A 12,832-nucleotide genomic window follows, 5' to 3' on the forward strand; every position below is an offset into this window, starting at 1 on the left:
CGGGAAAATCAAGCGGTTCGTGATCTTGTGGGGAGTCTGAGCATTCTGAAAGCCCAAGTTTTTTGGATGCGGAGCCTATTCCACAGCCTCAGAGGCATCCGCAGCTTCGATGTCACTGGATGGGTCGGCATTTTCAACCGCAGTTTCAGCCGCCTTCTGCGCCTCGCTCTTCTCGGCCTCTTCGCCCGCGAGCCATCGCTCTATCAGCCTGCCCTGCGGTTTCTCTTTGGCCGGCACACCATCATCTTCAAACCACCCTTCCTGATTATTTTGCTCGACCAGCCAATTTTGGATCAATTTAGAGGCATTTTGCGTCAGGTTCTTCATCTGCGTCTCTTTGGACTGAGTCAAACCTGAGCTGATCAGTGTTTTCCCGGAGATAGACTCAACAATAGTAATGGTTTCCGGCTTTTCATTGAGCTTGGTTTCTTTTTCGTCATCCCAAGCCGTCACCTTGAGAATCAACGCTGATTTCGGCGCAGCTACAAGCGGAATACCAGGAATGGCAAGCACGTAGCCCTCGACACTGATACCCAAATGGTACAGCCGTGTGCCCTCATAGCGACCAAAGCGTTCATCAATCGCAAGCTTCATGGCGTCGGTCCATTCTTCCTTCGTGGCCTCACGAGAGACTGGACCTTTGGTAAGGTTCGGCGCGACAACAACATTGTGCCCCAAGTGGAAGTTGCCCAGATAAGCCGGCTTCTTCTCCAGGTCTTTGACGTTTGTGCACGCGGCAAACGCCAAGCTCATAAACATCAGCATTACTCCGCGCAGCATCGCTTGCGTCCCCTTCCCAAGAAAACCTCTCTTGTGTGGTTACCCTAGGGACCGGCCTCGTGCAATCGAGGGCCTTTCGTCGCAGCGCCCGGAATTGCCGGAAAGTCACGGTCGACCTATATTGAGAGGCAGACAAGGGAGAGGGTCTGATGTCCGACAAAACTCCGGTCAAAGTGTCTTTGGTCACCGAGCCTCTGGGCATTCTCGGCAGCCTGAACGCCGCGCGTCGCAATGTGCTGAGCATCATTCCGGAGATCGCCACACGTCAGCCCATGGTATCGGGCCGTACGGGCAAGCGCTGGCACATGGTTATGGACCCCGGCGCGTTGCGCGAAATGCTTCTGGAACGTCTAGACATCTATCCAAAGTCGCTGGTCACTAAAAACCTGCTCAAACCGGCTATCGGCGACTCGCTTTTCATCGCTGAAGGCGCGCATTGGCGGTGGCAGCGACGCACTGCGGCCCCGGTGTTTTCACATCGAAATGTGATAAATCTTGCACCGATCATGACCGCCGCCGCAGAACGCAGCGCCGAACGCATTGCCGCCGCTGGCGACCGCGCGGTGGATGTGGCCGAAGACATGGTGCGCACCACATTTGACGTCATCGCCGAGGTTACTTTTTCCGGCGATGGCATGTTTGACTCAGATGCCGTGCATCGCGGGATCGACAACTACATCGCGGAAGCAGGCAAGATTTCCCTGCTCGATGTTCTGGGTGCGCCCGATTGGGTGCCAAGACCTGGGCGGCTTTTGTTCTCACGCGGTGCCGTGTCCGAGATGAAAACCGTGGCCGATCAAGCCATTGAAGCACGTCGTCAAAGAGGCCCGGATGGCGTGCCGGACTTGCTGGACCTGCTGTTGGAGGGTGAAGATCCCGAAACCAAACGGCAGATGAACACAGCCGAGTTACGCGACAACCTGTTGACCTTTATCGTGGCAGGCCATGAAACAACTGCGCTGACATTGGGCTGGTCGCTTTACCTCAGCGCCATTGACCAGGAGGTCCAGAAGCGCGCGCGTGCCGAAGTGCATCGCGTTTGTGGCGACAGACCCGTGACAGGCGACGATGTCGCCAACCTGCCTTTCGTGCGGCAAATCATTGATGAGGCCCTGCGGCTTTATCCACCTGCAGGCATGGTGTCGCGCACAGCCATGGCCGATGACACCCTGTGTGGGCGCGAGATCCGCAAAGGCGACACGGTTATTGTCCCGATTTATGCCCTGCATCGGCATCATATGCTCTGGGAGGATCCGGATGCGTTCCGCCCGGATCGCTTCGCAGATCGTAAATCGGTCGAGCGGTATGCCTACCTGCCCTTCGGAGATGGGCCACGTATCTGTATTGGGGCAAGCTTTGCCATTCAGGAGGCCGTGATCATTCTCGGCACGCTGTTAAGTCGGTTTCAGTTTACACCTGTGGCAGGCCGCGATCCTGATCCAGTGATGATCTTGACCTTGCGCCCCGAAGGTGGCGTGTGGCTGGAGGCCAAACCGCTGGGGCCGTTTCGCCCTGCAAGCGCGGCCTGAAAAGATAAAGCGGCCGATATCACCGACCGCTTTTCATGTGTTTCGCCTGTGGCCTTACGCGCCGATGATACCGGGCCAATTCGCCTCGCCCTTGGCAATAAAGCCTGGGACATCCTTGAGCCAACGGTTGCGGATGCGATTGTTGTAATTCAGGTAAAGCTTGCCGTTGACAACTGACCAGGCGTTCCGGTCTCCATGGGCAGTGTAGCCCTGCGACACGGCCCAAGAGCAGTAGCCGCCGAATTGAGGCGCGTATTTTTCCGGATTTGCCTGAAATGCGGCGAGGTTCTCGGCATTGGCAAAGCGCCAATGCATGCCGTTCCATTCTGTGCTGTGCTCAGACACGCCTTTGACGCCTTTGGCGGACTCATCAAGCGAGAAATAGGCCACAACATCCGCCCCGTCAGCCGCATAGCCGCTGCCGCTGTCATACCAGCGTGGCTCTTTGGCAAACGCGGGTCGTGCAACCAGCACCGCGGTTGCCCCTATCAGGATGGCACGTCTTGAAAGCGTCATGGGCGGTCTCCTCCTGCGATTTCCGCAAAAGTAAGCACAATTCGACTGGGATCAAATCACAGTTTCGTAAATCGATTGTCACGAGGAAAACCGCGCGGGGCCATGCGGCCTGCGCTGGCACGTTTGCCTATCCATTCGGCAAGCTCGGTCTCGGTGCGCGTACGACCGGCAGGATCAAGCCAGCTTAGCCCTTCCGCCAAAGTGAACGTTGTGGCGTCGCTTAAACCGCCATCCTTGTATTTCTGAAGCCGCACACCCTTGCCGCGCCCCATTTCCGGCAACTCGTCCAGTGGGAAGACCAGCACCTTGCGGTTTTCGCCAACACAGGCCAAGTGATCGCCCTCAACCGTACGACAGACCTGTGCACGCACATCGTTCTTGACGTTGAGCACCTGTTTGCCACTGCGGGTTTGGGCCACAACCTCATCTTCGGGAACCAGAAATCCGTCGCCAGCACTGGACGCCACCAGCAATTTGCGTCCGGGGCTATGGATCAGAATGGCGACAATATCCGCTTCATTTGGCAAGTCGACCATCAGGCGCAGCGGCTCTCCCATCCCGCGTCCTCCGGGCAGATTGGCCGCTGAAAGGGTATAGAACCGTCCATTTGTGCCAAATACCAGCAGTCGGTCGGTTGTCTCGGCATGAAAGGTGAACCGCCCTTCATCGCCATCCTTGAACTTCAATTCGCGATCCAAGTCGATATGGCCCGACATCGTCCGGATCCAGCCCATTTTCGAGCACACAACCGTGATCGGTTCCTTGTCGATCATCGCCTCAAGCGGCACCTCTTCGACATCACCGGCCTCGGCAAACTGTGTGCGACGTGCGCCGCCTTCGTAGTCTTTGCCAAACTTGGTTTTGACGTCTCTGAGCTGATCCGAAATCGCCGACCATTGAAGTTTTTCGCTTTCCAGAAGGTCTTCCAAACCGGCGCGTTCTTCCATCAACTCGCCCTGTTCGCGCAACAGCTCCATTTCCTCAAGGCGCCGCAAGCTGCGCAGGCGCATATTGAGAATGGCCTCGGCCTGCACATCGCTCAACTCACCTTCGCCCGGAGGCGGCGGAACATAATCAGCCTCATCGCTCGCCCGGACGTGATCCTTGGACCAGTCCTCGCGCATCAGTGCAGCTTTGGGGTCTTCGTCATAGCGGATGATGTCGATCACCCGGTCGAGATTGAGGAAGGCCACAATCAGCCCTTCGAGCACCTCCAAACGGTGGTCGATCTTCTCCATCCGATGCGTCGACCGTCGGACCAGAACCTCACGCCGGAAATCAAGGAAGGCACGCAGCACTTCCTTCATCGAACAGACCTTGGGCGTCAGCCCATCGATCAGCACGTTCATGTTGAGCGAAAACCGCACTTCCAGATCGGAGTTGCGATAGAGCATGCCCATCAAAACCTCGGGGTCCACATTCTTGGATCGCGGTTCAAGGATGACCCGGATGTCATCGGCGCTCTCGTCGCGCACATCGGCAAGGATCGGGATCTTTTTGGTCTGGATCAGTTCAGCTAACTTTTCGATCAGCTTGGATTTCTGAACCTGATAGGGAATTTCAGTGACAACGATCTGCCACTGACCGCGGCCCAGGTCCTCAACTTCGTATTTGCAGCGAAGGCGGAACCCACCTTTCCCCGTGCGATACGCCTGGGCAATCGCTTCGGGCGGCTCGACAATGATGCCGCCTGTCGGAAAATCAGGTCCCGGCACGTAGTTCAGCAGCGTATCGTCCCGCGCATCCGGTGTTTTGATCAGATGCAGACAAGCGTCGATCAACTCAGGAATATTATGTGGCGGGATGTTGGTGGCCATACCCACAGCAATCCCCGACGAGCCATTGGCCAAAAGGTTTGGAAATTGTGCCGGAAGTACAACTGGCTCGGTCAGCGTTCCATCGTAATTGTCGCGAAAATCGACCGCGTTTTCATTGAGGCCTTCCAGCAGAGCCTCGGCCACGATGGTCAGCCGCGCTTCTGTGTAGCGGCTGGCGGCGGGATTGTCCCCGTCGATGTTGCCAAAGTTACCTTGGCCATCGACCAGCGGGTAGCGCACGTTGAAATCCTGCGCCAGACGCGCCATCGCGTCATAGATCGCAGCATCACCATGGGGGTGGTAGTTGCCCATTACGTCGCCAGAGATCTTGGCCGACTTCCGGAATCCTCCGTTCGCGGCCAGCCTGAGTTCGCGCATTGCATAGAGAATCCGCCGATGTACAGGCTTCAAGCCGTCCCGCGCATCGGGCAGCGCGCGATGCATGATCGTCGACAGCGCGTAGGTCAGATAGCGCTCGCCAATCGCCCGGCGTAGCGGTTCTGCAACAGAGCCGTCTCCGCCACCGGAGCCTATGTTGGGGTCATCGACCAAATCACTCATAGATGATGTGATACTCGCGCCGGATAGGGGCGTAAAGCACCTCTTCGGGAAAATCCGAAAGGTTTTCCCATGATGCCATTTCCCGAATCGTGTAGATTGCCAGAGGGAAGTCTGCTGCCAATCGTACAGGGGTTCGCGCTATGTGGCGCTTTATGTTGATCACATTCGGGTTTTTGGGTTTTGCTTTTTACGAGCTTAGCGGTGGTGCGGATTACAAACCTCACGCCAATTCCATCCAAGCACGCGCGGCGCAACCACAGCCGGTGAACGTGGCCGAACTTGCGCCTGTCGAAAAATCATCCATTGAAGATCTGGCCCAGGCCGCACCTGCCGCCGCACCGGCTGAAAGATTGGGGATCACTCTGGCGTCTATTCAGGTGGATGAGGCGCTCTATCCCAATCAGACCGAGGCCAAGTCAGAGCGCGTGACAGCAAGTGACGCGACACTCGACATCGCAGAACAGCAGGCCATTGAAGCCGCCGAAGACGACGTGCGCAAAGTCTGGCCTGGCGCGATAGAACTCTTTCAGTTGCAAGAGGCAAAGCGTGTGCAGCAGACGGAATCGATCAAGGCGCTTAAGCAGGATGAAGAAGCGGCGAGCTATGATGTCCGCTTCGTGACGGGCAATGTGGTCAACATGCGAGACGGCCCGGGCACCGAGTTCGAACCTGTCGGTCAATTGACGCAGGGCACGGAGGTGGCTGTGCTGAACTCTTCTGGCAACGGTTGGGTCATGCTCCGTGTCATGACAACTGGGCAGGAAGGCTGGATGGCCGACTGGCTTGTGAGTACGGCAAACTGATTGCATCAAGCGCACGCGCGGTCCAGTGTGCAGCGCATGAGCGAAAGAACCATTCTTATCACGGGCTGTTCTTCCGGTATCGGCTATGATGGCGCGATTGGTCTGCGCGAGCGTGGCTGGCGTGTTTTCGCGTCTTGCCGCAAACCAGAAGACTGTGAACGTATGCGCAGCGAGGGCTTTGAGAGCCCGCTGATCGACTACCAAAGCCCCGAAACCATAGCCACCGGGCTAGCAGAAGTACTGGAAGCAACAGACGGGCGCTTGGATGCGCTATTCAATAACGGCGCATTTGCCTGTCCTGGGCTTGTTGAAGATCTACCAACAGACGCCTTGCGCGCGATTTTCGAGGCCAATTTCTTTGGCTGGCATGACCTGACGCGTTACGTGCTGCCCGTGATGCGGGCGCAGGGCCATGGGCGGATCATTCAAAATTCATCCGTTTTAGGGTTTGTCACCCTGCCATGGCGCGGGGCCTACAACGCCACCAAACATGCGCTCGAAGGACTGACCGACACCATGCGCATCGAAATGCGCGGCACGGAGATCCATGTTATCTTGATCGAACCAGGTCCAGTCACATCCAAAATTCGAGAAAACGCCATTCCGCATTTTGAGCGTTGGATTGACTGGGAAAACTCAGCGCGCACAGGCGACTACGTTGCACTGCACAATCGACTCTACAAATCCTCAGGACCGGACCCGTTTGAACTTCCAGCCTCCTCAGTGACCAAAAAACTCATTCACGCTTTGGAATCTCGCCGCCCGAAACCGCGCTACTATGTGACCACACCAACATATCTGATGGGCACCTTCCGGCGCCTGCTGCCCACACGCGCGCTTGATTGGGTTTTGTCGAAAAACTAGGCCGAGCCACCTGCGTCATGATTTCCCGTTCGCTTTTTCCGCCACACGGTCTAAGTGACCCGTCACGGGACAAGTGGATAACCTCACATGCTAAAAGACCCTCTTTTCATTTTGGCCGCGCTGGCCTGCGGTGTTGTCGCCGTCATCCTGATCAAGGGCATCAGCACCTTTGGCAAGGAAGGCGTAGAGAACGCCAAACGCGCAAACAAGTTCATGCAATACCGGATCATTGCACAATTCGTTGCGGTGCTGCTGATATTGCTGTTTGTCTATGTGCGTCGGCAGGCGGGAGGCGAATAAATGGTTGTACTCAACAAAATCTACACAAAAACCGGCGATGCCGGAGAAACCGCGCTGGGCAATGGCGCGCGCGTTGCAAAGCATTCCATGCGTGTGACAGCATACGGCACAGTGGATGAGGTCAATGCAACAGTTGGCCTCGCCCGCCTGCACGCCGACGGCGAGACGGACGAGGCGCTCGCCCGCATTCAGAATGATCTTTTCGATCTCGGCGCCGACTTGTGTCGTCCCGACATGGAGATGGACGGCGAAGTGGAGTACCCTCCCCTGCGCATGGCCGACAGCCAGGTTGAACGCCTGGAGGCGGAAATCGACGACATGAACGAAGCACTGGAACCCTTGCGCAGCTTCATTCTTCCAGGTGGATCAGCGCTCGCGGCGCATTTGCATTTGTGTCGCACTGTCTCTCGCCGATCAGAGCGGCTGGCCGTCGAACTGGCCACGGTAGAGTCCGTCAATCCCGCTGCCGTCAAGTATCTCAACCGCTTGTCAGACTGGTTTTTCGTGGCGGGCCGCATGGCCAATGACGAGGGCAAATCTGATGTGCTCTGGGTGCCCGGCGCGAACCGCTAAAGTCATCAAACTACCGGTCTGTGTTCCTTTTTGGACTTATTTGTCGCAAAAAAGCTTAGCACAGACCGGAAACGCGACGTCGCAAGACGGAAACGTGACGATTTTGCTCTGTTGCGGCGCTAAACAAATCTGTATCAAACGCCTCAGAGGAATTTGCGGAGTCGCGTTGCGCGGCTCTTTGTTGATTTAGGGAGACCATGCAAATGAAGGTGCTCGTGCCTGTCAAACGCGTGATCGACTATAACGTGAAAGTTCGCGTCAAGGCGGACGGATCGGGTGTCGATCTTGCCAATGTCAAAATGTCGATGAACCCGTTCGACGAAATCGCCGTGGAAGAGGCTATTCGCCTGAAAGAAGCGGGCAAGGCAGAAGAAGTGATCGCCGTGTCGATCGGCGTCAAGCAATCCCAGGAAACGCTGCGCACCGCGCTTGCCATGGGTGCGGATCGCGCCATTCTGGTCGAAGCCGCGGATGATGTTCACACCGATATCGAGCCGCTGGCTGTAGCCAAAATCCTCGCCAAGGTGGTCGAAGAAGAACAGCCCGGCCTGGTCATCGCGGGCAAGCAGGCCATCGACAACGACATGAACGCCACCGGGCAGATGCTCTCTGCGTTGCTGGGATGGAGCCAGGGTACATTTGCCTCAGAACTCGACGTGGACGGCGACAGCGCGGTTGTGACCCGCGAAGTGGACGGCGGCCTTCAAACGATCAAAGTCAAAATGCCGACCATCGTGACGGTAGACCTGCGCCTCAACGAACCGCGTTATGCGTCGCTTCCCAACATCATGAAGGCCAAGAAAAAGCCTTTGGATGAGAAGACCGCAGCCGATTACGGTGTAGACGTCTCTCCACGTCTTGAGATTGTGAAAACCGAAGAGCCAGAAGCCCGCAAAGCCGGTGAAATCGTAGGCTCAGTGGACGAACTTGTTGCGAAACTCAAAGAAGCGGGGGCTGTGTAAATGTCTGTACTTCTTCTTGCCGAAGTGAATGATGGCGAATTGGCTCTCGATGCCACCGCCAAAGCCGTGACAGCTGCCAAGCCACTGGGCGACGTGACTGTTCTTGCCGCTGGTGGATCTGCTGCCGCAGCAGGTGAAGCCGCCGCCAAGATCGACGGCGTGTCCAAGGTTCTCGTGGCCGAAGATGCCTCGCTTGGCCATCGTCTTGCGGAATCAACTGCCGCACTGATCGTGTCATTGGCCGATGGTTACGAGCACATCGTCGCTCCAGCAACGACCGATGCGAAAAACGTCATGCCACGGGTCGCCGCGCTCTTGGACACAATGATCATCTCCGACGCCTCCGGCGTTGTTGATGGCAACACGTTCGAGCGCCCGATCTATGCGGGCAACGCCATCCAGACAGTGAAGTCCGCAGATGCGAAAAAGGTCGTAACCTTCCGGACATCGACGTTCGATGCTGCAGGCGACGGCGGTTCCGCAGCGGTTGAAACCATCTCTTCGGCTGACAATCCTGGTCTTTCAGAATGGGTCGAGGACAAAGTGGCCGAATCAGATCGGCCCGAGCTCACCTCTGCAGGTGTCGTTGTCTCCGGCGGTCGCGGTGTCGGCTCGGAAGAGGACTTTGCCCTGATCGAAGGTCTGGCAGACAAGCTCGGCGCGGCCGTCGGTGCCTCACGTGCGGCTGTCGACTCAGGCTTTGCACCAAACGATTGGCAAGTTGGCCAAACCGGTAAGGTGGTTGCGCCTGATCTCTATATCGCCGTCGGGATCTCAGGCGCTATTCAGCACCTCGCGGGGATGAAAGACTCCAAAATCATTGTGGCGATCAACAAGGACGAAGAAGCCCCAATTTTCCAGGTGGCGGATTATGGCCTTGTGGCCGATCTGTTCCAAGCCGTTCCGGAGCTTACCGAAAAGCTCGGCTGATCAAGATCATAAGTCTGTACGGCCCGCGTTCGCGCGGGCCTTTTTTGTTCGAAGCTACGCATTCAGAGCCGCATTTACCGCCGGTAGCAAATAACCAGCCGCTTTTTTATGAGCCCGTTGCCCTGGCAATTCGCGTGCCACTTGCAACTCGTCTGATGACAACACCGGGTCACGCTGCGCCACATCGATTTTATCCGCATGAGCCGACTCTGCGATTTCGTATTCAATGAGGTCTGCAACATGCGGTCTCACTGCGTCCAGCATTGCTCTTGTTACCAATGCGGGATCATAGTGAATGCCAGGCTCATTGCTGTATGTCTCTGGCTTGCGGTCAGAAAACCAAAAAAGCACCACAGGGCTATCGAGCAAGTCCAGGAAAGTTTGCATCCCGTCAACCCAGCAAGACGCCAGTTCGGCATGAACCTGAACAAACCGCTCAGCCGACACGTGTTGTAAATGTTCAAGCAAATGACGCGTAAAATTGAATTCCGTGAAATCCACCTCTGGAAACAGAATTTTGAGAGGATCCTCTGCCTTGAGAAACCGGTCATTTCGACGCGGATGCACTTTGTAGAACTGATTGCTCATGTTCACGGCGCACGGCACCTGCAGCACAACGGCCTGCGCGCGATGCGCCACGTCCAATAAAACCTTGTCGCGCAAAAGAACATCAATTCCCACATTCGGCCAACCGAGGTTCACACAAGGTATGCCCAAGCTGTTTTCCAGCAGTTGCGGAAAGGGATAGGACACAAACCGACCAAAAGTTTCAGTTCCACCCAGACAGGCTATGAAGTCTCGTCTGAGATTTTGCGGCGGCCCGCGAAATGTTAATTTTGAACCGGGGTACTGACACGTCGCATACGCCGTACCGCGGTGTTCCAAGGAATGAACACTCATATCACCCACCAAATTTTTCTCACCCAAGCAACAGATTTATGCCAAGAGGTTTGAGAAACCCTTAAACACACATTTCAATGCAAAATTGATTTGAACCGGCCCTTGCAGCCCACAACGTGCCCTGCGTATCCTGAACAGGTCATTTCAAAAGGGGCAGCTCGATGGAAATCCGCAAAGTCGGGATCGTAGGCGCAGGACAGATGGGCAATGGCATTGCGCATGTCATCGCCGCCGCTGGTTATGATGTGCTGTTTAATGACATCAGTCAGGACGCCCTCGACAAGGCCATTTTGATCATCGATGGCAATATGGAACGCCAGGTCTCCAAGGGAAAAATGGACGCCAGCGCCAAGGCTGATGCGCTGTCGCGTATTCAAACCACATTGTCTCTGCCTGAGTTGGGTCAAGCTGACCTGATCATCGAATCTGCGACCGAACGAGAGACCGTCAAGCAAGCCATCTTTGAAGACCTCTTGCCGCATCTAGAGCCGCATACGATCCTGACGTCGAACACCTCGTCGATCTCGATCACCCGCCTGGCCAGCCGCACGGACCGGCCGGAAAAATTCATGGGATTTCACTTTATGAACCCCGTGCCAATCATGCAGCTGGTCGAACTGATTCGTGGAATTGCCACGGATCAGCCAACGTATGACGCCTGCTTTTCAGTGGTTGAAAGGCTTGGAAAAACCGCCGCCAGTTCAGAAGATTTTCCAGCCTTCATCGTCAACCGGATCCTGATGCCGATGATCAACGAGGCTGTTTACACTTTGTACGAGGGTGTTGGCAGCGTGACGTCCATCGACACCTCCATGAAGCTGGGCACCAACCATCCGATGGGTCCCCTGGAGCTTGCAGATTTCATCGGGCTGGATACCTGTCTAGCCATTATGAATGTGCTGCATGATGGGCTGGCGGATACCAAGTATCGCCCCTGCCCGCTTTTGACGAAATATGTCGAAGCCGGGTGGCTGGGGCGGAAAACCGGTCGCGGGTTTTATGACTATCGTGAAGAAGTGCCGGTACCCACGCGCTAAGGCGTGTCGCGAAGTTCTGTGACTCAAGTTAATCTCAAAACGCTTTAGTGCTCGCCGAGACCAAGAGTATGATCGCGCAGCCACGCCATAAATCCGCGTGGATCAGATTCAAGAAGCTTCATCCGCTCCTCGTCAATCGGCGCACCAACAACAGGATTTTGCGGTTTGTTGCAGCTCTTGACCACTTCATGGAGCAGGAAGCTTTGCCGAAGCGTCGCCGATATCCTATTCGCAACCTGATACACACGGCTGTTAGCACCTGGAAAAAAGATCGGAACAACCCGAGCGCCTGAGCGTCTGATCATCTGTGCGGTAAACACAGCCCATTCGCGTTCTATTGCGGGCCCGAACATAGAGTCGCTCGACGCCACGACACCAGAAGGGAAAACGCTGATGACCCCACCTTCCTTCAAGTGTGCCATGGCTTTGGCCCGCATCTCTACCGATTTTCGCTGCGCGTCCGGTTCATGCGGGAAGGGCACAGAAATCATATAAGATGCCGCAACCTCGTCGATGCCGGTCAACAGGGCGCGTGTCAGGATCTTGTAGTCCGTGCGCCTACGCCCAATCAGGTCCGCCAAAATCATTCCATCGACCAACCCGTGCGGGTGGTTCGCCACGATCACAACCGGTCCGGTTTTAGGAATTTGGTCAATCTGGTCCTGCGGCGTCAAAAGATCGATGCCCATCGTCCCCAAAGCCGCACGCCAAAACGGTTGACCGGTCGGCGCGCCTTTGCGTTCGAACTCGCGGATCATACGCAAAATCGTCAGTTTGCCCGTGAACCATTCGATTGCGCGGATTGTAAATGCAGTCAGAGGTGCATCAAACGAGTTGGCATAGGTCAGGCTGCGCCGGTCATACTTGGTCGGCGACACCGGGCCGGTCACTTGACCGCCAATTTGATCCTGAGCGCGTTCCACCACGTGGTCTGATCCTGTCCCGTTGCGCCCTGCGCGCGCCTACATCTTTTCACCAAACCTGTCTGCGACAAGGGCCTGCACCGCATCAAGCAGATCAGCGGCATCAGTTCCCCAAGCACGCACGTCAATAGTCTTTCCTTTAGAGGCTGCCAACATCAAAAGGCCCATAATGCTGTCCGCACCGGTTGTTTGCCCATCATGCGATACTTCTGCCGAGGCGTCGAAGCCTTCAGCAGTTTCGACAAGTTTAGCCGCCGCGCGCGCGTGCAGGCCCTTTACATTGACGATCTTCATTTGCCGCGTGAGAGAGTCATTCATGGAGCTTTCGGTCTTTCTT

Annotated in this window: 14 protein-coding genes; 8 read left to right on the forward strand and 6 right to left on the reverse strand. The window is 56.1% G+C overall.

Annotated features, from left to right (window positions below; genetic code table 11):
- Positions 1-75: 75 nt before the first annotated feature.
- Positions 76-780 (reverse strand): hypothetical protein, encoded by a 705-nt coding sequence (locus tag RZ517_RS15920; protein WP_338549114.1) that lies wholly within the window; start codon positions 778-780, stop codon positions 76-78.
- Positions 781-929: 149 nt separating this feature from the next.
- On the opposite strand from RZ517_RS15920, the gene RZ517_RS15925 reads away from it, so the two are divergent.
- Complete coding sequence (locus RZ517_RS15925) at positions 930-2,309, forward strand: cytochrome P450 (protein ID WP_338549115.1); 1,380 nt, start codon at positions 930-932, stop codon at positions 2,307-2,309.
- 54 nt (positions 2,310-2,363) lie between these two features.
- Here RZ517_RS15925 and RZ517_RS15930 read toward each other — a convergent pair whose 3' ends face one another.
- A complete protein-coding gene (locus RZ517_RS15930) occupies positions 2,364-2,825 on the reverse strand; it encodes a YHS domain-containing (seleno)protein (RefSeq protein ID WP_338549116.1) in 462 nt (153 codons plus the stop codon).
- Between the two features lie 56 nt (positions 2,826-2,881).
- Positions 2,882-5,203 (reverse strand): DNA topoisomerase IV subunit A, encoded by a 2,322-nt coding sequence (locus RZ517_RS15935; RefSeq protein ID WP_338549117.1) that lies wholly within the window; start codon positions 5,201-5,203, stop codon positions 2,882-2,884.
- 152 nt (positions 5,204-5,355) lie between these two features.
- On the opposite strand from RZ517_RS15935, the gene RZ517_RS15940 reads away from it, so the two are divergent.
- The 6 genes from RZ517_RS15940 to RZ517_RS15965 all read left to right on the forward strand — a co-directional run bounded on the left by RZ517_RS15940 (position 5,356) and on the right by RZ517_RS15965 (position 9,635).
- Positions 5,356-6,006 (forward strand): SH3 domain-containing protein, encoded by a 651-nt coding sequence (locus RZ517_RS15940; RefSeq protein WP_338549118.1) that lies wholly within the window; start codon positions 5,356-5,358, stop codon positions 6,004-6,006.
- A gap of 36 nt (positions 6,007-6,042) precedes the next feature.
- On the forward strand, positions 6,043-6,870 hold the full coding sequence (locus RZ517_RS15945) for an SDR family NAD(P)-dependent oxidoreductase (protein ID WP_338549119.1): 828 nt from the start codon (positions 6,043-6,045) through the stop codon (positions 6,868-6,870).
- 87 nt (positions 6,871-6,957) lie between these two features.
- Positions 6,958-7,170: a twin transmembrane helix small protein gene (locus RZ517_RS15950; RefSeq protein WP_338549120.1), complete on the forward strand. Its 213-nt coding sequence runs from the start codon at positions 6,958-6,960 to the stop codon at positions 7,168-7,170.
- On the forward strand, positions 7,171-7,743 hold the full coding sequence (locus RZ517_RS15955) for a cob(I)yrinic acid a,c-diamide adenosyltransferase (protein ID WP_338549121.1): 573 nt from the start codon (positions 7,171-7,173) through the stop codon (positions 7,741-7,743).
- A gap of 203 nt (positions 7,744-7,946) precedes the next feature.
- Entirely contained in the window at positions 7,947-8,705 is a 759-nt protein-coding gene (locus RZ517_RS15960) for an electron transfer flavoprotein subunit beta/FixA family protein (RefSeq protein ID WP_338549122.1), read from the forward strand.
- Positions 8,706-9,635, forward strand: coding sequence for an electron transfer flavoprotein subunit alpha/FixB family protein (locus RZ517_RS15965; RefSeq protein ID WP_338549123.1), 930 nt, complete (start codon positions 8,706-8,708; stop codon positions 9,633-9,635).
- Between the two features lie 54 nt (positions 9,636-9,689).
- Here the strand turns inward: RZ517_RS15965 and RZ517_RS15970 are convergent, their stop codons facing one another.
- A complete protein-coding gene (locus RZ517_RS15970) occupies positions 9,690-10,535 on the reverse strand; it encodes a DUF6473 family protein (protein ID WP_338549124.1) in 846 nt (281 codons plus the stop codon).
- A 161-nt stretch (positions 10,536-10,696) separates the two neighbouring features.
- Between RZ517_RS15970 and RZ517_RS15975 the strand changes: the two genes are divergently transcribed.
- On the forward strand, positions 10,697-11,572 hold the full coding sequence (locus tag RZ517_RS15975; RefSeq protein ID WP_338549125.1) for a 3-hydroxybutyryl-CoA dehydrogenase: 876 nt from the start codon (positions 10,697-10,699) through the stop codon (positions 11,570-11,572).
- Positions 11,573-11,616: 44 nt separating this feature from the next.
- Here RZ517_RS15975 and RZ517_RS15980 read toward each other — a convergent pair whose 3' ends face one another.
- Positions 11,617-12,495, reverse strand: a complete 879-nt coding sequence (locus RZ517_RS15980) for a lysophospholipid acyltransferase family protein (RefSeq protein ID WP_338551182.1) — start codon at positions 12,493-12,495, stop codon at positions 11,617-11,619.
- A 39-nt stretch (positions 12,496-12,534) separates the two neighbouring features.
- On the reverse strand, positions 12,535-12,813 hold the full coding sequence (locus RZ517_RS15985; RefSeq protein WP_338549126.1) for an HPr family phosphocarrier protein: 279 nt from the start codon (positions 12,811-12,813) through the stop codon (positions 12,535-12,537).
- Positions 12,814-12,832 lie beyond the last annotated feature (19 nt).

The sequence above is a fragment of the Roseovarius sp. S88 genome (assembly GCF_037023735.1).
GTDB lineage: Bacteria > Pseudomonadota > Alphaproteobacteria > Rhodobacterales > Rhodobacteraceae > Roseovarius > Roseovarius phycicola.